The sequence below is a fragment of the Nonomuraea sp. NPDC046570 genome (assembly GCF_040645915.1).
Classification (GTDB): Bacteria; Actinomycetota; Actinomycetes; order Streptosporangiales; family Streptosporangiaceae; genus Nonomuraea.
In genome coordinates, this window is sequence record NZ_JBEYZF010000034.1 from 24,766 (window position 1) to 49,335 (window position 24,570).

The following is a 24,570-nucleotide window of genomic DNA, read 5'->3' on the forward strand; positions in this document are numbered from 1 at the left end:
GCTCGACGTCACCAAGGTCGGCGCCGTCGGCCACTCCCAGGGCGCGGGCGGGCTCGGTCAACACGGCCACCAAGTCGGGCGGCCTGATCACGTCGGTGGTGCCGATCTCCCTGCCCGCCCCCCGCTTGGTGGGGTCGGGCGACAGGTTCTCCGTGGATCAGCTGACCTGCCGCGGAGCGCGAAGGCGGCGTGCGGGTTCCGGTCAGCGCCGCCTTCGCCACCTCGCCGAGCCCCGCGCACATTCACCGCAGGTGCCAGCCGCCGTCGACCGGGATGACCGCGCCCGTGGTGCGATGCGCGGCAGGGGAGAGCAGCCAGAAGACGGCGGCGGCGACGTCGGCGGGGGCGCAGAGCCTGGCTCCCAGGGGCATGAGCTCGGGGAGCCTGGCCTGGATGACCTGGTCGGCCTGGGCTCGGCGGCTCATCGGGGTGGCGACCAGACCGGCGGAGATCAGGTTGATCCGCACCCCGCGCGGGGCCGCCTCGCGGGCGGCCGATCTGATCAGCGGGATGAGCGCGCCCTTCGCCGAGGCGTACGCCACGGTACGGAAGTCGTCGTCGATCGAGGTGCCCAGCGCCGAGCCGATCACCACGATCGACCCGCCCTCCTCCATGACGGGGACGGCGGCGCGCAGCAGCCGGAACACCGACTCGTGGTTGACCCTGTGCACCTCGCTCCAGGCCGCGTCGCCGCAGTCGGCGATGCCACCGTCGCCCAGCGACCTGCCGGACATGCCGACCGCGTGCACGACTCCGGTGAGCTTCCCGTGGGCGGCCACCGCCGTGGCGACGGCCTGCTCGGCGCCGCCAGGCCTGGTGATGTCGATGCCGTCGGCGAGATCGACGCCGAACGCCGTGCCGCCGGTGGCCTCCACGGCCTCGACGCAGGCCCTGCCGATGCCGCCGTGCGATCCGGCCACCAGGACGGTCATGGCTTCCTCAGCACCTCGGCCGCTCTGCGGGCGTGCTCCAGATAGGCGGCCTCGAACAGCTCCTCGGCTCGCCGCGGCCCGACGAGCTTGGCGCTGGAGATGACCGGCGGAACCAGGCCGTCCTCGGCCAGCCGCTCGGCCGTACGGACCTTGATCTCGTTGACCACGGCGACGGCGGCCACCGTGCTGCCGGGGCCGACCGGCTCGGTCAGTCCGTCGATCCTGCACAAGGCGTCGCCCACGGGTGTGCAGAGGTCGATCACCACGTCGGCGTGGTCGGCCAGCCGGGTCCCGCTCGGGTGGCCGGGCTCGACGGCGTTCGTCTCCCGCATCGACGTCACCGCGATCACGGGCACGCCCGCCTTGCGCAGCCCCATGGCCATCTCGATCGGGACCGCGTTCAGCCCGCTGACGCTGAACACGATCGCCGCGTCGGTCGGCCGCAGCTCGTAGTTGGCCAGGATCTGCTCGGCCAGTCCCTCGACCCGCTCGATGAACATCGCCTGCCGCATCCCGTTCGGCCCGCCGACCTGCGTGTAGAACGTCATCGACAGCTCCACGACGGGATGGAAGCCCGGATACGAGCCGTACCGGGGGAACATCTCCTCCACGCCCATCCGGGAGTGCCCGGTGCCGAAGGTGTGCACGACTCCTCCACTGCCGATCACCCTGGCCGCGATCGCGGACGCGGCCTCGATCGCCTCCTCCTGGGTGCGTTCGATCTCGCCGAGCAGCTCGATCGCGCGCTTGATCCACCTCATGCCGGTGTCCCTCCATGGAGTGCGGCGCCGACGGTCAGCACCCTGCTCTCGAACGAGGCCCCGCCGCCGATACGGAGTCCGCCTGAGATCTCGGGTTCGACGCCCAGGAGCCGCAGGTAGGCCAGCAACGGCTGGGCGTGCGCGTGCAGGTTGGCCACCGGGTAGGCCTGCATGGCGACGCCGACGCCGGCCAGGTCCCAGGTGCGGCCCGGGCGGACCGACTCTGGCGGCAGGTAGGCGTCGGGCCCGGACAGCGTGCCCTCCCAGACGTCGGGGTAGGCCGCCGCGTGCGCGGCCAGCGACATCCGCCGCCACCAGGCCCACCCGAGCTCCGGAGCGTGCGCGGCGGCGGCCCAGACGAGTGTCATGTTGATCGCGTACCAGATCGCGCCGCCGGCTCCCGGTGCGGCGGGCCACCTGACCCTGGCGCCCAGCGGTGACCCCGCGGCGGCCGTGTCCTCGATCCGCTCCAGCAGCCCGCGGGCCTGCACGGGCGAGGCGGCGCCGCAGAGGATCGCCCACGGCTGGACCTCCAGCCACAGGTCGTCCTCGCCGACCACGGCTCCGGGACCGTAGGCGCGGCGGAACCAGCGCCCGTTCCACTCGCCGGCGACCAGGTCCCGTAGTTCCTCGCCGAGCTTGCGCGCCTCGGCCCCCGTCGCGTGGTCGCCGAGCCGCTCGGCCAGCGCCGCGTAGCGAGGCAGCACCCAGGCGGCCATCGCCGAGTTCAGCACGGACTCGCCGTGCTCGATCATCTCCTCCCTCGGCACGCCGCTCGTGGAGATCGCCAGGTCGTTCCAGTCGGCGTTGAGCATCCGCACGTGCCCGTGCTCGCCCCGGCCCACGACGTCGGCGAAGAAGCGGAACTGGCGGCGCAGGTTCTCGCCGAGCGGCACCGCCTCCGCGGCGTGCACAGGGTGGTACGGCACGGCCTCGCCGAACGCCCGCACGTCCCCCGTCGCGGCCAGGTACTCCACTCCGAGCCACAGCGTCCACAGGTTCTGGTCGGACGGCCGGAACAGGTCGGTCCACGGCGACTTGTCCGGCCGTAGCGCGTACGGCAGGTCCCCGTCGGGGCTTCCCCACGCGCACGTGTTGCGCAGCACGGACAGGGCCAGGTCGGGCTCGGTGTACACGAGCGGCAGCGCGTGCTGCAGCGGATCACGCGCGGCCCCGTTGAAGCCGTGCCTGAACGAGTAGCACGAGCCCTGGTCCAGCGTGTGGCCGCCGAGCAGGCCGTCGGCGCACGCGCCACCCGTCAGCAGCGCCGCGTGCCACGGGATCTCCCGCTCGGCCTCGGGAGCCTGTACGGCATGCGCCCGCGGCAGCCGCGCGACGAGCTTCGCCAGGCTGTCCTCGAAGCCGGCGCCCTTGAATCCGACAGTGCACTCGGTGAGGAGGCCGTAGCGGAACTCCATGATCGTCTCGGTTTCGAGGTCGAGCGTGACGGTGAGCCGTCCCGACCCGGTTCTTTCCCCGCCCAGCAGCTCCAGTTCGAGCCCGGGATCCGCCGCGGGAACAGGACCGCTGATCAGCCTGACGTCGGCGGGGCGGGACTCCCACTCCTCGGTCAGCGCCAGCCGTACCGGCTCGCCGGTCAGGTTGCGCACCCGCAGCCGGATGAGGACCCACGGCTGCTCCCCCTCGGGGCAGAGCACCGTGCGCTCGAGCGACACGCGTTCGTCGGCCACCCGCACCACCGCGAACGTCGGCCCGAACAGGCGCTCGGCCGTGGCTCCCGCGGTGGACAGCTCGCCGATCCTGCTCACGCCGGTGCCGCGGGTCAGCCAGCGCAGCCCGGTGTGCTCGTCGAACAGGTCGGAACGGCCGGAGTTGTCGGCGACCAGTGTGATCCGCCGGTTCCCGAGGTGGACGACGTGCCGCCGCGTCGGCGGGTCGAGGATCGGGTCCCACCGCGCGCGCGGGTCGCGCTCCTGGTCCATGGTGTAGGAGAACGCGGGCAGGCCGTGGAGGAGCGTCCACTCGCCGAAGGAGCTCATGGCCTGGCCTGGCCGAGCAGGACGTTCTTCGCGTCGTTGAGCTCGACGGAGAAGACGGCCAGATCGCCTCTGGCGTGGCGGATCGTGTACTCCAGGGGCAGTCCCGCCTCGGTGACCGTGGTCCTGCTGGTCGCCAGGAGGGCCGCGGCCATGGGGACGTGAAGCAGCTCGGCCAGGCGGTAGTCGGCGTTGACCGCGCCGATCGTCTCCCTGCCCGAGGCGGGGCTCAGCCCGTACCTGAGCCGCAGCAGGCCGTACAGCGAGCCGGTCAGATCCTCTTCGAGGATGCCCGGCACCAGCTCCGACGGGAGATGGGCGCTCTCGATCATGCACGGCTCGCCGTCGAGGAGCCTGATCCGCTCCAGGAACACGATCTCCGCTCCGGCCTCGAGACCGAGCGCGGGCGCCACGGCGGCGGGGCACGGCCGCGGCTTCGCCTCCAGCACCCGCGTGGTGGGCTTGCGTCCCAGCCTGGCCATCGTCTCGGTGAAGCCCGCGGGCCTGGCGCCCAGCTCGGAGGCGACCCCGAGCGGCGCCGTGTAGGTGCCGCTGCCCTGCCTGGCCACCAGCAGGCCCTCCTGGACCAGGTCGCCGATCGCCCGCCGCGCGGTCGCCCTGCTCACCCCCGCGAAGGTCATCAGGTCCTTCTCGGCGGGGATGGGGGTGTTGGGGGCGCAGTCGGCGATCACCACGCGCAGGCGCTCGCGCAGCTGGTAGTAGAGCGGTACGGCAGCGCCGGGTTCGAGTGCCAGCCGCCGCGCCCAGTCGATGTCGGTCATCCGCCCTCTTCCCAATTTGTACGGACGACCGTATCTTTTCCGCCAACAGTATCCGTGTCAACGGAGGTGCTCGGTCATGGCCGTCTTAACTGGGCAGACGACGAGGGGCGAGCGGCTCGCCTATTTCGGCGGCGGTTTCGGGATCAACCTCCTGAGCGGGACCATCGGTTCCTACATCCTCATCTACCTCACCGACGTGGTCGGGCTGGCCGCGGCGGCCGTCGGCACGCTGCTCCTGGTGGCCAGGCTCCTGGACGCGGTCGGCGACCCGCTCATGGGGTACGTGATCGACCACCTCCCCGAAAGGCGCGGAGGCCGCTACCGCCCGTACCTGTTCACCGGCGCGCTCCTGGCCTCCGTCAGCTTCCTCTCGGTCTTCTTCGCTCCCCTCTGGACGCCGTGGCCGCTGCTGGCCGCCTGGGTCACCTACCTGGTCTGGGGCTTCGTCGCGGACCTGGTCGACCTGCCGTTCATCTCACTGCTGCCGACGATGGCCGCCGACACCGCCCAGCGATCGCGCCTGGCAGGGCTGTCGACGTTCGGGCGGATCCTCGGCGTGCTGGTGATCAACGTGGCGACCATCCCGGTGGTCTCCTCGTTCGCCGACGAGCGGACGGGCTGGCAGGTCTGGGCCCTCTGCCTGGTCCTCGCGTCGCTGGCCATCATGGCGATCGTGCCGGGAAGGGTGCGCGAGCGCGTCCGCCCGGTGAACCCGCAGCGGTACGGCCTGCGCCGGCTGGTCACGCTGATCCTGACGAACCGGGCGGCGATGGTCCTGGTCACCGCCAAGCTCAGCGCTTCGACCGCCATCGCGGCCGGCGGCGCCAGCGTCTACTACTTCACCTACAACGTGGGCGACAGGTCGCTGATCAGCATCGCGGCCCTGGCCATGGTGCCGCCGACGATGCTGGGCGCGCTGCTGGTGCCGGCGCTGATCCGGCGCATCGGGCTCAAGGCCGCCCTGCTGGGCGCGCTGATGCTGTCGGCCGGGCCGTCCGTGGTGATCTGGCTGGCGCACTCGAACGTCACGCTGGTCCTCGTCCTGATGGGGCTGACGGCCGTGGGCGGCGGCGCGACGCTCACCGCGGCCAACGCCACCATCGCCGAACTCGTGGACTACGCCGAATGGCGCTTCGGCGACCGTGCGGAGGGCGCGTTCACCTCGCTGGCAGCCTTCGCCGCCAAGGCGGGCGCTGGGCTGGGCGGCGCGATGGTGGCCTACACGCTCGCGTTCACCGGTTACGTGGGCGGCGCCCGGCAGAGCGAACAGGCGCTGGACGGGATCGTCTTCGCGATGACGCTGCTGCCTGCCGCCGTGCTGCTGGCCGGCGCTGCGATCTTCCTCGCCTACCCCGTGACCAGGGAACTGTCGGAGCGGGTCGCGGCCGAGCTCGCCGAACGACGCCAGGAGGCTCTTTCGTGAGGGCTGTTCGCGGACTTCGGGCTGCGGGACGTACGGCTGCCGCCGGTCGTCACCTGAACCGTAGAGCGGCTGTGTCGTCCTTGGCTTGCGTCGCGTGTCGAGGAGGCGCACCGAAGTTTCCGACGCTCGTCGTTAGAGCTGCGACCTCGGGTCCGGAAGCATCTACTCCATGACCGAACGATCGTCGAAGGCCCAGAAACCCGCCCCCGTCAGTGAGCGGGTCAAGATTCGGCGACGTCCCGCGCGTGGGTCGTATGACCTGGACCTTGTTCGGTCGATCTTCGACGATGCGCTGCTGTGTCACGTGGCCTTCGTAGACGGCGGGGATCCGGTCGTACTGCCGACCTTGCACGTCAGGATCGGTGACGAGTTGCTGATCCATGGTGCGCGGCAGAACCGCATGATGAACAAGGTCGCGGCAGGGGCCCCGGTGTGTATCGAGGCCACGGTGATCGACTCGGTCGTCCTGGGACGCAGCGTTCTCCAGAACTCGGTCAACTACCGATCCGCTGTTGTCATGGGGGAGGGACGAGCCGTCGAAGATCTGGACGAGGTGCTGCCGCGGATGCATGCGCTCATCGACAAGTGGGCTCCGGGTCGGCTCCCGTTCCTTCGTCCTCTCACCGACGCCGAGCTGCGATCCGTGCTCCTCGTTTCGTTCCCGATCACCGAGGTGTCGGCAAAGGTACGCACCGGTGATGCCAATGATGCGGACGCCGACCGATCCCGGCCCGTCTGGGCAGGTCAGCTCCCGCTCAGGGTTGTCGCTGGTTCCCCAGTGCCGGACGACTACGTGCCGGCGGGTATGCCCGTTCCCGACCACCTCGTGGGATGGGGCGAGGACCGATCCGGGGTTTGAGCAAGGCTCGTGGGGCCGCCGGAGGGGAGCTTGATTGTCAGCTTCGACGCCGGGTGGCGCGGATAGCATGGTGACCATGGCGTCCGAACTCCAGCGTCTGACTGACGCCCTCGGCCACAGCCTGAAGCGCAACGTGTCCGTCGACGACCCGACGATGCACCAGATCGCGTTCTCGTCGCACGTCTACGAACCGATCGACCTGCTCCGACAGCAGACGATCCTGAGAAGAGACCTGCCTCCCGAGGTGGCCGCGTGGCTCCGCTCCGCCGGTGCCTTCAACGCTCGAGGGCCCTTGCGTCCTCCGCTCAATGAGGGCATCGGCGGGACCGAGCAGCGCTTGTGCCTTCCGATCCGTAGGAACGGGTTTCTGGTCGGGTTCCTGTGGATCCTGGAAGGCGAGACCGAGCTCTCCGGCGACGAACTCGCCACCGCACTCAGCGCGGCCGACAGTCTTGCGGTGGTCATGCAGCGCGAGCAGTTGGCCGGTGAGCTGTACCGAGCCCAGGTCAGGGAGCTGGCGACCGAGCTGATCTTCGCCTCCGAAGCACCCGCGCGGCGTGCAGCGGCTGAGAAGTTGCTGGAGGCCGAGCTCTTCGTGCCGAACGAGCCGCTGTTCGTCCTCGTCGTCTCCCTCCACGCGGGCCGCAGAACGATGTCGGACGAGGAGCGCAGTGCGCTGGAGGGTCGACTCGACGGCACCGGTCGCAGACTCAGCGAACGGCGGCACCTGGGTCTGGCTCGGCGCGACCACGGACTCCTGGTGCTCTCGGACAGGGATCCACTGATCAGCGGTCGCGCACGGGATCGCCTCTGTCAGGATCTGCTCGCGGACCTGGTTCGTGACCTGCCGGGTACGACCCCGTTGATCGGGGTCGGCGAGGTCGTCGACGATCTCGCGGACGCCTACCGCTCCCATCGTGATGCCGAAAGGGCGGGGCGGGTCGCTCGCCTCGTCGACGGCCTGGGCACGATCGTGCGAGCCGACCAGCTCGGCGTGTACGGCGTACTCGCCCGGATCCCGGAGGGGGAGCTGAGCGCCTCAAGCGTGCCGCGGGGACTCCTTGATCTCCTGAGTTCGGGCGCCAAGGGCAAGCAACTGGTCGACACGCTTGAGGCGTATCTCGAGAACGCGGGCGACGGGCCGGCGACTGCCGAGCAGTTGTACGTTCACCGGACCACCCTCTACTACCGGCTCCAGCGCATCGAGGAGTTGACGGGTGCCCAGCTGTCGAACGGCGGGGATCGACTGGCCTTTCATCTCGGCCTCAAGATCGCGACCCTCCTGGGGCTGCGATCGGCTTCAGCCGACGAAGGAAGTCCCGCTCGGCGGGCGCCCTGACGCCTCGCCGCCGGTCACGGTCACACGGCCTGAGATCTCGATCTGGATCGGCCTGTCCGGTGAGCCGTGCAGATCACCGTCAACGGAGCTCGCCGTGAAGGCATTGTCGAACGGGCTCACGTGCGCCAGGCGGCTGCCCGGAACCACGTCGCCGTCCTCGACCGCCAGGATGTAGCGAGCACACGTGCCGGTGCCGCACGGTCCCATGTTCAGGATCGCGTCGCCCCAGATCACCGCGCTCGTCGTGCGCGCAGAGTTCACCGGTGTGGTGAGCAGGAGCATGTTCGGTCGCGCTAGGGCCGGCGCGCCCGCGCGGAGGGCTCTGAGCAGAGCTGAGCCACGCTCAGTGAGGGCGTGCGCCTCTGCGGCGGAGATCTCCAACGCCAGCTCGGCCGCGGAAACCGCGGCGAAGACGTTGCCTCCGGCCGTCACGGTACGGACCTGGAGTTGCTTGCCCTCGTAGTGGACTTCGGCGACGTCGACCCGAGAGGTCCCCAGAGGCATGGTGAGGACGATGCCGGCCTCCCCTGAAGACCGAGCGGTGATCAAGCCCGCGCCCGTCTCGAGCCTCACCTCAGGTCGGGACCCGAGAACGAGCATCGCGGCGAACATGCTCGCCTCACCACAGCCACCGAGTGGTCCGTCGGCGGCCACGAAGACCAGCCCGTAGTCCGCGTCTCTCTGGACGGGCGTGACCAGAACCGCGACGATCGCGCCGGGGTCCCCGGTCCGCGCTTCGAAGTAGTCACGCCGGATCTCTTCCAGGGTGTCCGCCATCAGGGAGGACACCTCGCGCATCCGCGACGCGGAATGGGTCACGGCCGTGGCGTCGTAACAAGCGACTGGCTGGCCATCGGTGTCTCCGAATGCCAGCGGGGTCACAGCGTGCCTCTACGGTTGGCGGGCTGGTAGGCGGTCACGACGACGGCGCCGCCGAGTCCGATGTTGTGCTGGAGGGCGACGGCTGCGCCATCCACCTGGCGGGCGTCGGCCTCGCCGCGGAGTTGCCAGGTGAGCTCGGCGCACTGGGCGAGGCCGGTGGCACCGAGGGGGTGGCCCTTGGAGATGAGGCCGCCGGACGGGTTCACCACCCAGCGGCCGCCGTAGGTGGTGTCATTGTTGTCGACCAGCATGTGCGCCTCACCTTCTTTGGCCAGGCCAAGCGCCTCGTAGGTGAACAGCTCGTTCGGGGCGAAGCAGTCGTGCAGCTCGATCACGTCGACGTCGTCCGGGGTGAGCCCGGACTGGGCGTAGACCTTCTCCGCCGCCTTCCGGCTCATGTCCGTGCCGACCAGGTTGATCGCGCTGTTGGTGTCGAAGGTCGAGCGCATGTCGGTGACCATCGCTTGGCCGACGATCTCGATCGCGCGGTCACCGAGGTCGTTCTCCTCGACGAACCGCGCGCTGGCGAGCACCGCGGCGCCGGAGCCGTCGGACGTCGGCGAGCACATCAGCCTGGTCAGGCCCGCCTCGGCGTAGACCATCTTGGCGTCCATGATGTCTTCGACTGTGTAGACGTCCTGGAACTGGGCGTACGGGTTGTTCGCCGAGTGCCGGTGGTTCTTCTCGGCGATCTTCGCGAAGTGCTCCGGCGTGGAGCCGTACTTCTCGTTGTGCTCCAACCCGGCGACACCGTACATCCACGGGGCCGGCGGGGAGGAGAACTCACGCATCTCGGCCAGCGCCTGGACGTGCTTCTTCAGGGGCCACTCGCGGTCCTCGTACGCCGCGCTCAGCGAACCGGGCCGCATCTTCTCGAAGCCCAGCGCGAGCGTACAGTCGGCCAGGCCGCCGCGGATCGCGTTCGCTGCCAGGTAGAGCGCGGTCGACCCGGTGGCGCAGTTGTTGTTCACGTTCGTGATCGGGATCCCGGTCATGCCGAGCTCGTAGACCGCGCGCTGGCCGGAGGTGGACTCGCCGAACATGAACCCGACGTGGGCCTGCTCGATCTCCTCGAACGCGATCCCGGCGTCCTCCAGCGCCTTGGTGCCGGACTCCTTGGCCATCGCCGGGTAGTCCCAGCCCTCCCGGCGTCCGGGCTTCTCGAACTTCGTCATGCCGACGCCGATGACGTAGACCTTGCTCACGATCTTCTCCTCGACCATGGTCGCCAGACTGTCTTTCGACCCCACGCTTCGGCATCCGACAGCCGATGAACGTTGCAGTCCTCGATTGCGACATCTGGTCGGGTCGCAGCAGGAATGCGCCCCACCGAGGCTCGATTCATCGTCGCATCCCAACCTCACGCGCCGATGTTGGCCTACCGGACAGGTCCGCTCGCGGTGTGACTGACGATGCTTGAGCGATGCGTCGACTGGAGGTATCCACCATGACAGGACACCGCGCCGTGGCCAACCGGGACCTGCGAAGGGCCGGTGCTCAGCCCGGGCCCCACGAACAAGCGCGCGAAGCTGCGTTGATCGCCGACATCGAACGGCTCGTGCGCTGCGAGTCCCCGTCCGACGACCTGGCCGCGGTCGCCCGCAGCGCGGAGATGGTCGCTGAGGTCGGTGCGTGGCACCTGGGAGCGGAGGCGGAGCGCATCGTCATCGACGGGCGCACCCATGTCCGTTGGCGCTTCGGCCGCGAACCGCGGGTGCTGCTGATCGGGCACCACGACACGGTGTGGCCGGTCGGCTCGCTGGAGAGGCACCCGTTCGAGGTCCGCGACGGGGTGCTGCGCGGACCGGGATGCTTCGACATGAAGGCGGGGCTGGTGATGGCGTTCCACGCGTTGGCGGCGCTGGACGACCTGGACGGTGTGACCCTCCTCGTCACCGGTGACGAGGAGCCGGGGTCACCCTCGTCACGGGAGCTCATCGAGAACGAGGCGCGACAGTGTGCGGCAACGCTGGTCCTGGAAGCCGCCGGGCCCGGCGGGGCCTTGAAGACCGAACGCAAGGGCGTGTCACGCTACGAGGTGCTGGTGCGGGGACGGGCCGCGCACACCGGCCTGGAGCCGGAGCGTGGCGTGAACGCGGCGGTTGAGGCGGCCCGCCAGATCATGGCCGTGGTGGAGCTGGGCGATCCCGCGCTGGGCACGACCGTCACGCCGACCCGTCTGGAGGCGGGCACCACGGCGAACACCATTCCCGGATCGGCACGCTTCGACGTCGACGTCCGGGTATGGGAGGCCGCCGAGCAGCACCGCGTCCATGCGGCGTTGCACGGCCTGCGGCCGGAACTGCCCGGCGCCGGCGTGGAGGTCAGCGGCGGCCCGAATCGACCGCCACTCCCGGCCACGGCGTCGAAGGACCTGTTCGATCGGGCGCGCCGGCTCGCGGACGACCTCGGGGTCGGCCCGCTCACCTCGGTCGCCGTCGGCGGTGCCTCTGACGGGAACTTCACCGCGGGTGTCGGCACGCCCACCCTCGACGGACTGGGGGCGGTCGGCGGCGGTGCGCACGCCGATGACGAGCACGTGCTCGTAGCAGAGCTGCCGAAGAGAACGCGGCTGCTCACCGCGCTGGTCGCCGAGCTGCTGGCGACGGCGGGTTGTCCGTCCGAACGAAACGGGCCCCCTCCTGCCGTGCGCTCGGACCATCTATGAAGCGGAACCGGCTGAAACCATGACCGGCGTGACTGATCTCATCCGCGACCGTCGCGAGTCCCGGCCTGTCGATGCGGCATGCGCCGCAGCCGAGGCGGCCGCGCACATAGCGGGCGTCGACATCCGCCCCCTGGACAGCGTCAGCGAGCTCGAGGCCGTCCGCCGTCTGTACGAGCACATCTGGCGCACGGGCGAGAACAACCCTCCGGTGACGGCCGACCTGCTGCGCGCGATGACGAAGGCGGGCAGCTACGTGAGCGGCGCCTTCGACGAGGGCGAGCTGGTGGGCGCCTGTTTCGGCTTCTTCTCCCCTCCGGCGCGCGGGGCCCTGCACAGTCACATCGCCGGGGTGCTGGCGCGCATGCAGGGACGCAACGTCGGTTTCGCGTTGAAGCTGCACCAACGTGCCTGGGCGATGTCGCGCGGCGTCAGTGAGGTCTGCTGGACGTACGACCCTCTGGTACGGCGCAACGCCTACTTCAACATCGCCAAGCTGGCCGCCGATCCGGCCGAGTACCTCCCGAACTTCTACGGCCCGATGGACGACGACATCAACCGCAGCGACGACACCGACCGGGTCCTGGTCCGGTGGCGGCTGGAGTCACCCGAGGCCGAAGCGGCCTGCGACGGCCGGCCCAGGCCGGCCGATGCGGAGGCTGCCCGCGCGAGAGGTGCGGTCGCGGCCTTGGGCGTTTCCGCCGCGGGCGGGCCGGTCGTGGGACGGGCCGACGCGCGCACCGTGCTCGTCGGCGTCCCCGGCGACGTCGAGGCCATGCGGGAGAGCGACCCTGCCTGCGCCGCGGAGTGGCGTACGGCACTGCGGGACGTTCTAGGCGAACTCCTCTCAGAGGGTGCGCGGGTGCGCGGCTTCGACCGCGCAGGCTGGTACATCATGGACAGACAGGAGACGCAGTGAAGCTCACCGGAGTCGAGATCCGCACCATCCAGGTGCCGCTTGTGTCGCCCTTCCGGACGTCGTTCGGCACGGAGACCGTACGAGAGGCACTGGTGCTGCGCGCCGTCACCGACGAGGCCGAGGGGTGGGGCGAATGCGGCGCGGGCACGGCGCCGCTGTACTCCTCGGAGTACACCTACGCCTCCGCCGACGCCCTGAGCCGCTACCTGGTCCCGGCGCTGGCCGGGGTGACGGACCTGTCCGCGCACAAGGTCGCCCCGGCCCTGGCGCCGTTCAAGGGCCACCGCATGGCCAAGGCCGCACTGGAGACGGCGGTGCTGGACGCGGATCTCCGCGCCCGCGGCGTCTCTTTCGGCCACGCCCTCGGCGCCATCCGCGACACCGTGCCGTGCGGGGTGTCCGTGGGGATCACGGAGTCGATCCCCGAGCTGCTCGACACGGTCGGCGCCTACCTGGACGCGGGCTACCTGCGGATCAAGTTGAAGATCGAGCCTGGCTGGGACGTCGAGCCGGTCCGCGCCGTGCGCGAACGGTTCGGCGACATCCTGCTGCAGGTCGACGCGAACACCGCCTACGGGCGCGGCGACGCCCGGCACCTGGCCCGGCTCGACCCGTTCGACCTCCTTCTGCTGGAGCAGCCACTGGCGGAGGATGACCTTCTCGGGCACGCGCGGCTCGCCAAGCAGATCGCCACGCCGATCTGTCTCGACGAGTCGATCGTCTCCGCTCGCGCCGCCGCTGACGCGATCGCGATGGGCGCCTGCCAGGTCGTGAACATCAAACCGGGCCGGGTGGGGGGTTACCTCGAAGCCCGGCGGATTCACGACGTCTGCGCGGCGCAAGGCGTCCCGGTCTGGTGCGGCGGCATGCTCGAAACGGGATTGGGCCGCGCCGCCAACGTCGCGCTCGCCGCGCTGCCCGGATTCACCCTGCCCGGCGACACCTCGGCGTCCGACCGCTACTACCGGACCGACATCACGCCGCCGTTCCGCCTCGAGGACGGACACCTCGCTGTGCCGACCGGACCGGGGCTCGGCGTCACCCCGATCCAGGACGTCCTGGATGCCGTCACGGTCATGACGACATGGGTGCCCGTTCCTCCCCGATGAGATGTCCCGTTCGACGAACGGGATAGCATCATTTCGTCATGCAGAACGAACGACGACGCACCCGCGCTGCGCTAGCTTCAGGCGCGTGCTTGTCCCCGTGACCAGCCTCCCGCGAGCCGGCCTCGGGCGCGTCCTGGAGGAACTCGGTACCACGCTGCTCGACGTGGTCTGTGGCGACGTCGAGCTTGCCCACGACATCGGCGGCGTCGTCATCTACGACACGCTCGACGAGCCGGAGCTGCCGAGGAACGCGCTGGTGATGGGCGTCGGCCTGCATGATCTCGCCGACATCGCGCGGGTCGTGACCCGGCTCGGGCAGCGCGATGCCGCCGGGCTGGTGGTCCGTGCGCCTGTCGTACCCGATGAGCGGCTCGTCGCGGCGGCACGCGCATCGGGTGTGGCGGTCCTCGCGTTCGCCCGCGGTGCATCGTGGACGCACCTGACGGGGATGCTCCGGACGTTGACCGCCGAGAGCGGCCTGTACAACACCGATGCCCCCACGTTCGGCCGGATCCGGTCCGGTGATCTCTTCGCGGTCGCCAACGCCATTGCCGCACTGCTCGACGCACCCGTCACCATCGAGGACCGCAACTCGCGCCTGCTGGCCTTCTCGAGTCGACAGGAGGAGGTGGACCCGTCACGGGTCCAGACGATCCTCGGTCGGCAGGTCCCGGAGCAATACACCCGCATCCTGGAGGAGCGCGGGGTGTTCCAGGCGATGTATCGCAGCGACAGACCCGTTTTCGTGGCACCTCTGCCCGAGACGGGCGACACGTTGCAGCCGCCCGAGATGCCCCGTGCGGCGATTGCGGTGCGCGCCGGGGACGAGATTCTCGGCACGATCTGGGTGGTCGTTCCCGAGCCCCTGAGCGAGGAACGCAGCCAAGCGCTCTACGAGGCGTCCAAGCTCGTCGCGATGCACATGGTGTGGCAGCGTGCCGACGCGGACATGGAGCGACGGCTGCGGGCGGAGCTGTTGAGCACCGCCCTCGAAAGCGCACCGGGATCGCTCGACGCGGTTCGCCGTCTCGGCCTGAAGGACGAGCCTGCGGTCGTCCTCGCGCTCACCGTCGTCGGTTCGACGACCGAGCATCCCCTGCCGGCGCAGCTCGCCACCGAACGGAAGCGGCTCGCCGACGCGTTCGCCATGCACCTGTCCGCCGTGCACCCGCGCGCCACCGCAGCGCTGATCGGCGACGTCGCCTACGGCATCCTCCCCCTTCCGCAGAACCGGCAGGACGCCGAGGAACGTGCCGTCTGGATCGCCACCGAGTTCCTGGCTCGCGTCGGTTCCCGCCTGCGCCCACTGGTCGGGGTGGGACAGCTCGCCAAGGACAGTTCGGCACTCGCCCGATCGCGCTCGGGGGCCGAACGAGCGTTGCGCGTCCTGCGGTCCGGAATCGCCGGGCAGCAGGTGGCTCTCCTGGACGACGTCCACGTCGAGGCGCTGTTGCTCGAGCTCGCCGATCTCGTTCCGCGCGGAGACATCCCCAGCGGCTCCGTCGCGCGCATCGTCGCCTACGACAAGGAGCAGCAGACCAGTCTGGTCGAGACGCTGCGCACCTGGCTCGACGCCTTCGGCGACGTCGCAGTGGCTTCCGCCACGATGTTCGTGCACCCCAACACGTTCCGCTACCGGCTGCGTCGCGCGGCCGAGGTCGGCCGCATCGACCTCAAAGACCCGAACGCGCGCCTGTCGGCCATGCTGCAGCTGCGCCTGATGTCCATCAGGTCGGCCCCGGACGACTGAGACGGCCCCGCAGGTCGAGTGTCTTGACCAGGAACGCCAACCATTCGGCGTCCTGCGCGACCGCGACGTCATGGGGGGTCGCCGCGCCGTGGCCGGCGTTGCCGAAGACATGCAGCAGGATCGGTGCCTCTCCCTCCTGGGCGGCCTGCATCCGTGCGGCGAACTTGCGCGCGTGCCAGGGCCGGCACCGCGGATCGGTCGCCCCGGCCTGGATGTAGACCGCCGGAAAGACACCGGGGCTGACCAGATGGTACGGCGACAGCCCGAGGAGCCGGTGGACCTCCGCCGGATCGTCCGGGTCCGCCCAGGCTTTGCGGATGACGAAGTCGAGGTAGGGGTCGCGGGTGCCGCCGATGAGATCCAGCAGAGGCGCTCGCGGCAGTACGGCACGCCACAGGTCGGGCCGCGTGGTGACGGCGACTCCGCACATCAGGCCGCCGTCGGACCCCCCGGTCAACGCGAGCTGGTCGGCGGTCGTGAGGCCCTTGGCGATGAGGTGCTCGGCGACCGCGACGAGGTCGGAGTCGCGGACGTGTCGCTTCTCCCGATGTGCGGCCTGGTACCAGTCCCGGCCGAACTCACCGCCCCCGCGCAGGTACGCCTGGACGAGGACGCCGCCGGCGGCGACGAAGGCGGCCATGTCGGGCTGGTACTGGGGCAGGAGGGGCACGTTCGCCGCGCCGTACGCGGAGATCAGTGTCGGTGCCGCGCGCGTCGCGTCGCTCCCAGCCGGGCGCACCACGTGGTACGGGACCGCGACGCCGTCAGGTGCGACGGCCCACCCCGCTTCCAGCTCGGCGTCGAGGGTGACCGTCGGGGCTGACAGCGTCTCGAGCTCCGTCTCGCCTGGGCGGTGCCGGTAGACGCCCCAGGAGCTGGTCAGTGTGGAGAAGGCGAAGACGAAGTCGGCCGCGGGAGCGCCGACGGCCAGGGCGGTCAGCGCGAAGAAGGGAGCGGCGAGCGCGCCGCGGCCGGGGAGGGGGACCTCACCGGTGGTGGCGCCCGAGTGATCGATGATTCGGACCTTGGCGAACGTCTGGTCGAACTCGCTGAGGTACAGGTGCTCACCGACCGGGAAGAGGGACCGCAGCACCGTGTCGCCTTCCGGGACGAGCTCGGTCCACTCTGCCGGGTCGTGGGGATTCGCCGCGTCGAGCGGGATGGCGACCACTCGCCCGCGAGGGGCTGCGACATCGGTCACGGCGATGTAGCGGTCGCCGACGACATGGCCGGCGATCGTCCCGGGACACTCGGTGACGAAGGGACGCCACGCCGTCCCCGGCTCGGACAGGTCGCGAACCGCGACAGGGATCGGGCTGCCCACTCGATGGCTGGCGACGGCCCACCGGCTGTCCGGCGACATCTGGACGAGCGTGTACTCCCGGGAACCTTCTCCGACCGGGATCGGTTCCACGGTGGTCTTCCCTGGCAGCGTGCCGAGCCGGTGGAGGAACACCGCTTGCCGGAACTCCTGCGGTGAGCCGGTGAGGGCGAAGAAGTAGAAGCCGCTGCTGTCGGGCAGCCACGAGACACCGCCGGCCCACGCGCTGTGCAGGACCTGCTCGGGCGCGCCGTCGTGCAGCCGCCCCGAGGCCACCTCGACGAGCCGGATGGTGTTGTGCTCGCTGCCGTCGGTGCAGATGCCCAGGGCCAGGACGCGGCCGTCCGGCGCGGGCGCCAGCCAGGACAGGAACGCCGGGTTCTCGTCGCTGCCGAACTCCGCCAGGTCGATCACCGGTCGTCCGGCGCCGAACGGCTGGTCGGCGACGACCACCGTGGGCGCCGCACTGTCCGGCGGGGTCACGGCGCGGAACCAGCGGCCGGCCGCGTACTTCGGCAGGGCCGGACGGGAGCCGGTGTCGTACGCCTGGATCAGGTCCCGGACGGCCGCCGGGTCCTGCCCGTCGTAGATGAGGGCGGTGGCGAGCTCGGCCTGCCGCCGCTGCCATCGCCGTACGTCCTGGCTCTCCCCCTCCAGCCAGCGGTACGGATCCGGGACGCGGACGCCCGCGACGTCCTCGAAGACCTCGACGGTGCGAGTGGGCGGGTAAGGAACGGTCACAGTGACTCCGGCTCTTCAAGGGACTGGCTTGCGTCGGCTGCCCCGAGCTCCGCGCGGAGCCGCTCGAACGCACCGGGGACCCGGGTGGCCCCGCGGACGTGGATGACCGCGTCGTAGGCCGCCGGAAAGTCGTCGACGGGGTCGAGACCACCGTTGGCGAGCGTGCCGTCGACGCCGTCGAAGAACTCGCTCGGCGCACGGCGGAGGTCGACGGCGGCCACCGGCGGGCCGAGGCGGTCCAGCCGCGACTCGATGCAGTTCGGCGGCGGCAGGGTTCGCGCTTCGAGGGAGACGTCGCAGTCGAACGGGCGCGGCGAGCGCTGCGTGAACCGGACCTCCGGACCGGAGCCGTAGGTCATCCCGATGACGACCAGGCCGGCGCCGAGCGAGGAGGCGAGCAGGCCGCCCATCATCGGCCGGCCCAGGAACGGCGTGCGCCGGACATGGGCGTTGTGGGCGCTCACGACGATGCGCCGCTCTCGCTCCAGGACCCAGCTCACGGTCTCCGCCATGAACACCTCCCTTGGGTACGGCCCAGCCGCGGGTGCGTCCAGTTCCGCGACGAAGGCGTGGAGCGAGGCCGCGCACCGGCGCACGACCTCGTCGTCGTGCAAGGCCGCGCGCTCAACCAGAGCACGCAGGCCCTCGATCAAGCGGGCCCGATCGGTGGCGGGCATGGCCTGGTAGCGGACCGCCGCCTCCGTCCGCCCCCCCAGGTCGCTCAGGCGAAGGATCTCCTCATCACCCGGGCGTCCCGGCATCCGGTCGAGGCAGGCGCGTACGGCCGGCCCGGGTGAGGTGGAGGAGCCGGGAAGGTCCATCCCGTAGAAGTTGACCTTCGCCGGGCTCTCGGAGTTCCACCGGCGCATCCAGCGCAACTGCCGCCGCATCGCCTCGCACTCGCCGAACCCGTAGGTGATGCCGGTCCGGGCGACCGCCTCGACCTCGCCCGGACCTTCGTGGATCCACTCGTTGACGGTCAGTCCCTCGGCGAAGCCGGACTCCATCACGAAGCCCGAGAACCCGAGCTCCCGGACGAGAGTCCGCAGCAGCCGGTCCTTGAGCTCGTAGAACTCCGTGATGTTGTGCGCGCCCTCGCCGAGGGCCACCACCCGCGCATCGCCGACCAGGTCACGCACCATGTCGAGATTGTCGAGGTCGAGGATCACAGGTGCTCCTAGCGGTGGAAGTACCACAGTTCTGGGGTGTAGAGGAAGCTGATCAGGGCGTTGAACGACGACTGCGGACCGGACAGTGTGTCCTTCCACACGACCAGGGTGTGCGGGGTCGGGAAGAAGAGGACGGGCAGGTCCTCGGCGAGGGCGTTCACCTCGGTCGCGAGGGACTTCTCGTCCGCCCCGAAGGTCGAGGCCTTGATCAACTTGTCCACCTCGGCGTTCTGGTAGCTGCCCAGGTTGAAGCTGCCGTCCGTGTTGAACACCGTGTTGCTGCTCGGGTACCCCGCCGCCAGGTACAGGGGCCCGTAGTCCTGCATCGCCCACTGGTTCTTGGTGGCGGGTGCGAAGGTGTTGCCGTAGTTGGCGTACATGTAGTTGAGCGACTTGGTCACGATCTTGACCTCGATGCCGAGCTTCTTGGCCGCCGACGCGAACGCGACGTCGCGGGCGCCGACGAAGGCCGGGCTGTTGGCGGAGGCCAGGGTGAAGCTGATCGTCTGCCCCTTCGGGATGCCGGCGCCGCACTCGCCGGTCCCGGTGCCGGGGCGCTCACAGGTGGTGGAGCCGTTCGGCGCCACCTTCCAGCCGTTGTCGGTGAGCAGCTTCTCGGCGGCGGCGGGGTCGTACGGGTAAGGCGGCTGGTCGCCGAACGCTGGCGGGTAGGGGGAGTCGTTGCCCGCCGTGCTGTAGTTCGGGGAGCCGGCGCCGTTGTAGATGCCCCTGCTGGCGATGTAACCCTGCTGGTCGATCAGGCGCTGCAGGGCCTGCCGGACGTACGCCTGCGAGATGACCTTGTCGAAGTTGTCGACGGTGTTCTTGAAGTTGATGGTCAACGAGTCGAACCGGGCGGGCGCGGGGGCGCCGTAGACGTTGTAGCCCTTGGCCTTCAGCGCGTCGATCTGGGTGACGTAGCTGGAGTCCAGCGTGCCGACGGTCAGGTTGCCGGCCTTGAACTGGTTGAGCACCGCGGCGGCGGAGGTGAAGGCCTTGAAGTCGATCTGGTCGAGCCGCGACTCGCCGGGACCGCTGTAGGACTCGTTGCGGGCCAGGGAGAACGAACCGGTCGTCGGGTCGAAGCTCTTGAGCCGGTACGGGCCGTTGACCACCTGCCAGAGCGGGTTGCCGGCGAACGTGGACTGGGACTCGGACTCCTTCGTGAGGTACTTGTAGATCGCCTTCGCGTGCTTCGGCTGCTTGTAGTCCAGGTGCGGGCCCCCGGAGCCGGCGATGTTCCACTCCGTGGAGGGCATCACGTACAGCAGCGTCAGCATGGACAGCAGGTACGACGGGTTGTACGCGGTCTCCAGCTTGAGGGTGAGCGTGTCCGGCTTGGTGGCCTGCGCGGTGACTCCGTCGGGGAACTGGCCCGGGGTGTAGAAGCTCCAGTTGGCCGGGCTCTCCGCGAGTGCGGCCTTGAGCAGCGCCAGGGAGAAGACGACGTCATCGGCTGTGACCGGGGTGCCGTTGGACCACTTGTAGTCCTTCATCTTGATGGTCACGGTCTTGCGGTCGGGGCTGTAGGTGGGCGGCTCGGCCAGGCTCAGCTCGGCGTCCGCGATCTGGTCGCCCTCTCCGCTGGGCCGGTAGAGGGAACGCCACATCAGCCCGCGGGCGATGACGGTCCCGTTGGCGGCCGCCGGCGGGTAGGGGTAGATGTAGTTGGGGCTGAGACCCGGGGTCAACGCGACCGTCGCCGTCCCGCCGTCCTTGGGGCTGCCCGTCTGCTTCGGCGGAGTGTTGTAGCTGCTGGCGACGTCCTTCGTCGTGCCCCCGCCGCCGCCGCCGCTGCACGCTGTAGCGAGCATGGCGACCACGGCGGCGAGCGCCACGGCGAGACGTCCTCGCTGCATGCCGGACACGTGCGTCATTGATAGCTCCCTACATGTGGGGTGGAGATGTGCGGAGGGGTGTGGACACGTGGCCGGGACCTCCGCGGCGTGGGTCGAAGATGCCCCACCGGCATCCACCCGTGTTTGGTCGGCCCGACAATTCCGCGTACCCGCGTCCGTCGTGGTGGACAGGTCCTCAATCGCCCCGTCGCCCGACCGCGTCCCGGAGCGCGTCCGCGAGCAGGTTGAGCGCCAGCACGGTGAGGATGACGCAGGCACCGGCGGGGTAGATCAGCCACCAGTAGTCGGCGGAGATGTAGGTGACGCCGCTGGCGAGCTGACTGCCCCAGTCCGCTGTGGGGTAGGTCAGGCCGAAGCCCAGGAATCCCAGGGCGGCGACGACGAGGACCGCGTCGGCGACCTGGAAGGTGATGTTGACGATGATCACCCCGAGCGCGTTCGGGATCAGGTGGGTGAGGATGATCCGTCGGCGGGACGCCCCCATCACCTTCGCGGCCAGCACGAACTCCCGGACCCGCAGCGTCAGGACCTCACCGCGGACCAGCCGGGCGGAGACGAGCCAGGAGAAGCCGCCGATGACGAGACTCAACGACAGGGCGTTCGCGTGGAAGCGAGCCGACAGGATCAGGACGAAGAACAGGAAGGGAATCGACAGCATGATGTCGACCAGCCGCATCAGGAACCCGTCGACCACTCCCCCGGCGAGTCCGGCGACGGCGCCGTAGACGGTGCCGATCGTGGTCGCGAAGAGCGCGGCGAGGAGCCCGATCTGCAGGGAGACCTGGCCGCCTGCCATCAGCCGCCCGAGCACGTCGAACCCGTTCGTGTCCGTCCCGAGCGGGTGTCCCGGGCCAGGGGGCAGGGCCGCGTTGACCAGGTCCACATCGGTCTGGTTGGTCTGGTAGAACAGCGGGCCGAGAAAGCAGAACCCGACCAGGAGCACCAGGAGCAGGCCGCCGGTGAGACCGAGCGGATTCTGCCGCAACCAGCGCGGCACCGACCGGATCGAGACCGGGTTCCGCACCGCCGTGTCCGTCGCGGCGGTCATGGCGTCCACATCGTGTGAGGTCATTTTCTCAGCTCGATTCGGCGGTCGGCGGCCGCGACCATGATGTCGGCGATGAAGTTGCCGGCCACGGTCAGGACGCCGCCGATGAGGGTGTAGGCCAGGAGCACCGGGTAGTCCTCGCGCTGCAGGCTGTTGAGGAACAGCAGACCCAGGCCGGGGTAGTTGAAGAGCGACTCGACGATCAGGTTGCCCGCCAGGAGCGTCGGAATGAGCGTGCCGACCAGCATGATCAGCGGCAGGCAGGCGTTCCGCAGCAGGTGGCGTATCAAGATCAGCCGCTCCGGGAGTCCCTTGGCTCGCGCGACCCTGATGTAGTCCTGACCGAGCTGGTCCAGGGCGGAGGAGCGCTGGTACTGGGCGAAGATCGCGACGCTGGTCACGGCGAGCGTGACCACGGGAAGCGCCATGGCTCGCGGATCGGTGAAGACCACCCACGGCGAGTGCGACTGGGACGCCTCGGCCGGGAAGATGGGCAGGGACTGGCTGAAGAGCGCGATCAGTATCAGCCCGAGCAGGAACGACGGCGTCGCGTAGAGCACGTACGACGCCGCTGTGGCGACCCGGTCGGCGAAGCTGTTGCGTTTGACCGCCTGCAGGATACCGAGCGGGATGGCGATCAGCAGCGCCAGGACCAGGCCGGCCAGCGAGAGCATCGCGCTACGGCCGGCGTTCTGCCACAACAGGGTCCCCACGTTCTCGTTGAGCTTGTAGGACCTCCCCAGGTCGCCGTGCATCAGCTGGTCGAGGTAGCTGACGTACTGCACGACGACCGGGCGGTCGAACCCGTGCTCGCGGTTGAAGTCCGCCACCGCCTCGGGCGAGGCGCGCTGTCCCAGGACGACGCGCCCGGGGCTGTCCGACACGAGGTGCAGAAGGAGGAAGACGGCCACGGAAATCCCGAGCAGGACTAGGAGCGAGATCGCCAGACGTCGGACCACGTACCACGTCATGGGTGCGATTCCCCTCTCCGCGAGATCTGCTTCGGCTGCAACGGGTGGTGGCAGGCGACCTGCTGGGTGTCGGTGACCGGCTGCAAGGGGGGCTCCACCTCGGCGCACAGCTCGGTCGCCAGCGCGCACCGGGTTCGGAACCGGCAGCCGCTGGGCGGATCGATGGGGCTCGGCAGCTCACCGCGCACCCTCGCGCTCACCTGCGGACGCCGCGTCTCCGGGTCCGCGTCCGGGACCGCCGCGAGCAGCCCCGCCGTGTAGGGGTGCGCGGCGGAGCCGTACACCTCCTCGGTGGTGCCGGTCTCGACTAGCTTGCCCAGGTACATGACACCGACCCGGTCGGCCAGGTACCGCACGACCGCGAGGTCGTGGGAGATCACCACACTGCTGAGCCCGCGCTCGAGTTGGAGGCGGCGCATCAGGTTGAGGACCTGGGAGCGGATGGAGACGTCCAGCGCGCTGACCGGCTCGTCGGCGACCAGCACCTTCGGGTCCAGGGCGAGCGCGCGGGCCAGGCCGACACGCTGTCGCTGGCCACCGGAGAGCTCGTAGGGGTAGCGCTCCATGACGCTCGCGGGCAGTCCCACATCCCGCAGCAGCTCGTGAGCACGAGCGGTCCTCTCGGCTCGGCTGCCGACGCCCTGGATCGCCAGGGGTTCACGAAGGATCGTGCCGATGCGCATCCGAGGGTCGAGGGAGGCGTTGGAGTCCTGGAACATCATCTGCAGCTGTGTACGGCGGGGCCCGAGCGCACGCGCGCTCATCCTGGTGACCGATTCGCCATCGAAGATCACCTCGCCGGAGGTGGGCCGGTCCAGGGCCACGAGCATCCTGCCCAGCGACGACTTGCCGCAGCCCGACTCTCCGACCAGCCCGAACGTCTCGCCATCGGCCACCTCGAAACTCACGCCGGACACCGCCTTCACGGTGCGGCGCCCGCCGAAGAGACCCGCGCTGCCCGCCGGGTACTCGCGCCTGAGGTCGACGACGCGCAACCGCGGCGCCGCTCCTTGCTCGGGGAGGATCGCCGGCGAGGTGACGAACCGCGAGCGGGCCCTGACCGTTGGACCGGAGGCCGGGTGCCAGCACGCGTGGGCGTGGCCGTCCTCCTCCACCGACAGTGCGGGCTTCTCCTCGCGGCACCGGTCCGTCGCGGCGTCACAGCGCGGCGCGAAGGGACAGCCGACCTGGGCCACGGTCAGGTCCGGCGGCGCGCCCGGGATGCTGAAGAGCTCCTCGCTCCGGTCATGGGTGAGCGAAGGGATCGAGGACAGCAGCGCGTGCGTGTAGCGGTGCCGCGTCCGGCTGAAGAGCGCGGGCGTCGGCCCGGTCTCGGCGACGCGCCCGCCGTACATCACCCCGACGCGGTCGGCATGCCGGGCGATCACCCCCATGTCGTGCGTGATGAGGATCATCGACATGCCCAGCCGGGACTTGAGGTCGTCGAGGAGCTCGAGGATCTCCGCCTGGATGGTGACGTCGAGCGCCGTGGTCGGTTCGTCGGCGATGACGACGCGCGGCTGGCAGACCAGCGCCATCGCGATCATCACGCGTTGCCGCATGCCGCCCGAGAGCTGGTGCGGGTAATCGTCCAGCCGCTCGGCCGGCCGCGGCAGCCCGACCAGGGCGAGCATCTCCTCAGCGCGTCGGCGCGCCGCTCGCTTCGACGCGCCATGGTGCAGGCGCACCGGTTCGGCGACCTGCTCGCCGATCCGCCGGGTCGGGTTCAACGCCGTCATCGAGTCCTGGAACACCATCGCGATGTCGTTGCCGCGGATGGCCCGGTACTGCGCTGCGGGAAGCCCGACAAGTTCCTTGCCGCCAAAGTCGATCGAGCCGCTGGTCACCCGGCCTCCGGCCGGGAGCATGCCCATGATCGCGAGACCGGTCATGGACTTGCCGGACCCGGTCTCGCCGACGATGCCCAGGGTCTCGCCCCGGTTCAGCACCAGGTTGACGTCCGAGACGGGCCGGACGCCCCTTTCGCCGCGCCGGATCTCGACCGACAGGTCGCGAATCGTCAGCACGCGATCGCCGTCCGCA

Annotated in this window: 19 protein-coding genes; 7 read left to right on the forward strand and 12 right to left on the reverse strand. The window is 70.1% G+C overall.

Going from position 1 to position 24,570, the window contains the following annotated elements:
- Positions 1-242: 242 nt before the first annotated feature.
- The 4 genes from ABZ911_RS35170 to ABZ911_RS35185 are packed head-to-tail and all read right to left on the reverse strand — an operon-like array spanning position 243 to position 4,472.
- Positions 243-932 carry an SDR family oxidoreductase gene (locus ABZ911_RS35170; RefSeq protein WP_358066146.1) on the reverse strand — a complete coding sequence of 230 codons (690 nt, stop codon included), beginning with the start codon at positions 930-932 and terminating at the stop codon, positions 243-245.
- Positions 929-1,693 carry an SIS domain-containing protein gene (locus tag ABZ911_RS35175; RefSeq protein ID WP_358066149.1) on the reverse strand — a complete coding sequence of 255 codons (765 nt, stop codon included), beginning with the start codon at positions 1,691-1,693 and terminating at the stop codon, positions 929-931. The genes ABZ911_RS35170 and ABZ911_RS35175 overlap by 4 nt, the downstream gene beginning before the upstream one ends.
- Positions 1,690-3,693, reverse strand: a complete 2,004-nt coding sequence (locus ABZ911_RS35180; protein ID WP_358066151.1) for a hypothetical protein — start codon at positions 3,691-3,693, stop codon at positions 1,690-1,692. The genes ABZ911_RS35175 and ABZ911_RS35180 overlap by 4 nt, the downstream gene beginning before the upstream one ends.
- Positions 3,690-4,472: a GntR family transcriptional regulator gene (locus ABZ911_RS35185; protein WP_358066153.1), complete on the reverse strand. Its 783-nt coding sequence runs from the start codon at positions 4,470-4,472 to the stop codon at positions 3,690-3,692. Before ABZ911_RS35185 ends, ABZ911_RS35180 begins: the two co-directional genes overlap by 4 nt.
- 76 nt (positions 4,473-4,548) lie before the next feature.
- Between ABZ911_RS35185 and ABZ911_RS35190 the strand changes: the two genes are divergently transcribed.
- The 3 genes from ABZ911_RS35190 to ABZ911_RS35200 all read left to right on the forward strand — a co-directional run bounded on the left by ABZ911_RS35190 (position 4,549) and on the right by ABZ911_RS35200 (position 8,093).
- Positions 4,549-5,895: a glycoside-pentoside-hexuronide (GPH):cation symporter gene (locus ABZ911_RS35190; protein WP_358066156.1), complete on the forward strand. Its 1,347-nt coding sequence runs from the start codon at positions 4,549-4,551 to the stop codon at positions 5,893-5,895.
- Positions 5,896-6,064: 169 nt separating this feature from the next.
- Entirely contained in the window at positions 6,065-6,754 is a 690-nt protein-coding gene (locus ABZ911_RS35195; RefSeq protein ID WP_358066159.1) for a pyridoxamine 5'-phosphate oxidase family protein, read from the forward strand.
- 76 nt (positions 6,755-6,830) lie between these two features.
- The gene (locus ABZ911_RS35200) at positions 6,831-8,093 is read left to right on the forward strand and encodes a helix-turn-helix domain-containing protein (protein WP_358066162.1); all 1,263 of its coding nucleotides are present in this window, start codon (positions 6,831-6,833) and stop codon (positions 8,091-8,093) included.
- Here ABZ911_RS35200 and ABZ911_RS35205 read toward each other — a convergent pair.
- The gene (locus ABZ911_RS35205; protein ID WP_358066165.1) at positions 8,055-8,975 is read right to left on the reverse strand and encodes a proline racemase family protein; all 921 of its coding nucleotides are present in this window, start codon (positions 8,973-8,975) and stop codon (positions 8,055-8,057) included. The genes ABZ911_RS35200 and ABZ911_RS35205 overlap by 39 nt on opposite strands.
- Positions 8,972-10,180 (reverse strand): lipid-transfer protein, encoded by a 1,209-nt coding sequence (locus tag ABZ911_RS35210; protein ID WP_358066168.1) that lies wholly within the window; start codon positions 10,178-10,180, stop codon positions 8,972-8,974. The genes ABZ911_RS35205 and ABZ911_RS35210 overlap by 4 nt, the downstream gene beginning before the upstream one ends.
- A gap of 242 nt (positions 10,181-10,422) precedes the next feature.
- Between ABZ911_RS35210 and ABZ911_RS35215 the strand changes: the two genes are divergently transcribed.
- From ABZ911_RS35215 to ABZ911_RS35230, 4 genes are all read left to right on the forward strand, one after another.
- Positions 10,423-11,643, forward strand: coding sequence for a M20 family metallopeptidase (locus ABZ911_RS35215; RefSeq protein ID WP_358066171.1), 1,221 nt, complete (start codon positions 10,423-10,425; stop codon positions 11,641-11,643).
- A gap of 28 nt (positions 11,644-11,671) precedes the next feature.
- Complete coding sequence (locus ABZ911_RS35220; protein ID WP_358066173.1) at positions 11,672-12,559, forward strand: GNAT family N-acetyltransferase; 888 nt, start codon at positions 11,672-11,674, stop codon at positions 12,557-12,559.
- Complete coding sequence (menC, locus tag ABZ911_RS35225) at positions 12,556-13,668, forward strand: o-succinylbenzoate synthase (RefSeq protein WP_358066176.1); 1,113 nt, start codon at positions 12,556-12,558, stop codon at positions 13,666-13,668. The genes ABZ911_RS35220 and menC overlap by 4 nt, the downstream gene beginning before the upstream one ends.
- An 85-nt stretch (positions 13,669-13,753) precedes the next feature.
- A complete protein-coding gene (locus tag ABZ911_RS35230) occupies positions 13,754-15,418 on the forward strand; it encodes a helix-turn-helix domain-containing protein (RefSeq protein ID WP_358066179.1) in 1,665 nt (554 codons plus the stop codon).
- Here the strand turns inward: ABZ911_RS35230 and ABZ911_RS35235 are convergent.
- The 6 genes from ABZ911_RS35235 to ABZ911_RS35260 all read right to left on the reverse strand — a co-directional run bounded on the left by ABZ911_RS35235 (position 15,396) and on the right by ABZ911_RS35260 (position 24,554).
- Complete coding sequence (locus ABZ911_RS35235; RefSeq protein WP_358066182.1) at positions 15,396-17,480, reverse strand: prolyl oligopeptidase family serine peptidase; 2,085 nt, start codon at positions 17,478-17,480, stop codon at positions 15,396-15,398. The genes ABZ911_RS35230 and ABZ911_RS35235 overlap by 23 nt on opposite strands.
- Positions 17,477-18,649, reverse strand: coding sequence for an erythromycin esterase family protein (locus ABZ911_RS35240; protein WP_358066185.1), 1,173 nt, complete (start codon positions 18,647-18,649; stop codon positions 17,477-17,479). The genes ABZ911_RS35235 and ABZ911_RS35240 overlap by 4 nt, the downstream gene beginning before the upstream one ends.
- Before the next feature lie 8 nt (positions 18,650-18,657).
- Positions 18,658-20,526, reverse strand: a complete 1,869-nt coding sequence (locus ABZ911_RS35245; RefSeq protein ID WP_358066188.1) for an ABC transporter substrate-binding protein — start codon at positions 20,524-20,526, stop codon at positions 18,658-18,660.
- A 157-nt stretch (positions 20,527-20,683) separates the two neighbouring features.
- Positions 20,684-21,580 (reverse strand): ABC transporter permease, encoded by an 897-nt coding sequence (locus tag ABZ911_RS35250; protein WP_358066191.1) that lies wholly within the window; start codon positions 21,578-21,580, stop codon positions 20,684-20,686.
- Positions 21,577-22,515, reverse strand: coding sequence for an ABC transporter permease (locus ABZ911_RS35255; protein ID WP_358066194.1), 939 nt, complete (start codon positions 22,513-22,515; stop codon positions 21,577-21,579). The genes ABZ911_RS35250 and ABZ911_RS35255 overlap by 4 nt, the downstream gene beginning before the upstream one ends.
- Before the next feature lie 8 nt (positions 22,516-22,523).
- Positions 22,524-24,554, reverse strand: a complete 2,031-nt coding sequence (locus ABZ911_RS35260; protein WP_358066197.1) for an ABC transporter ATP-binding protein — start codon at positions 24,552-24,554, stop codon at positions 22,524-22,526.
- Between the last annotated feature and the right edge of the window lie 16 nt (positions 24,555-24,570).

Coding starts and splice junctions, on each gene's coding strand:
- ABZ911_RS35245 (WP_358066188.1), bottom strand. CDS start 20,526: ATGACGCACGTGTCCGGCATGCAGCGAGGACGTCTCGCCGTGGCGCTC.
- ABZ911_RS35175 (WP_358066149.1), bottom strand. CDS start 1,693: ATGAGGTGGATCAAGCGCGCGATCGAGCTGCTCGGCGAGATCGAACGC.
- ABZ911_RS35190 (WP_358066156.1), top strand. CDS start 4,549: ATGGCCGTCTTAACTGGGCAGACGACGAGGGGCGAGCGGCTCGCCTAT.
- ABZ911_RS35185 (WP_358066153.1), bottom strand. CDS start 4,472: ATGACCGACATCGACTGGGCGCGGCGGCTGGCACTCGAACCCGGCGCT.
- ABZ911_RS35180 (WP_358066151.1), bottom strand. CDS start 3,693: ATGAGCTCCTTCGGCGAGTGGACGCTCCTCCACGGCCTGCCCGCGTTC.
- ABZ911_RS35170 (WP_358066146.1), bottom strand. CDS start 932: ATGACCGTCCTGGTGGCCGGATCGCACGGCGGCATCGGCAGGGCCTGC.
- ABZ911_RS35195 (WP_358066159.1), top strand. CDS start 6,065: ATGACCGAACGATCGTCGAAGGCCCAGAAACCCGCCCCCGTCAGTGAG.
- ABZ911_RS35215 (WP_358066171.1), top strand. CDS start 10,423: ATGACAGGACACCGCGCCGTGGCCAACCGGGACCTGCGAAGGGCCGGT.
- ABZ911_RS35200 (WP_358066162.1), top strand. CDS start 6,831: ATGGCGTCCGAACTCCAGCGTCTGACTGACGCCCTCGGCCACAGCCTG.
- ABZ911_RS35250 (WP_358066191.1), bottom strand. CDS start 21,580: ATGACCTCACACGATGTGGACGCCATGACCGCCGCGACGGACACGGCG.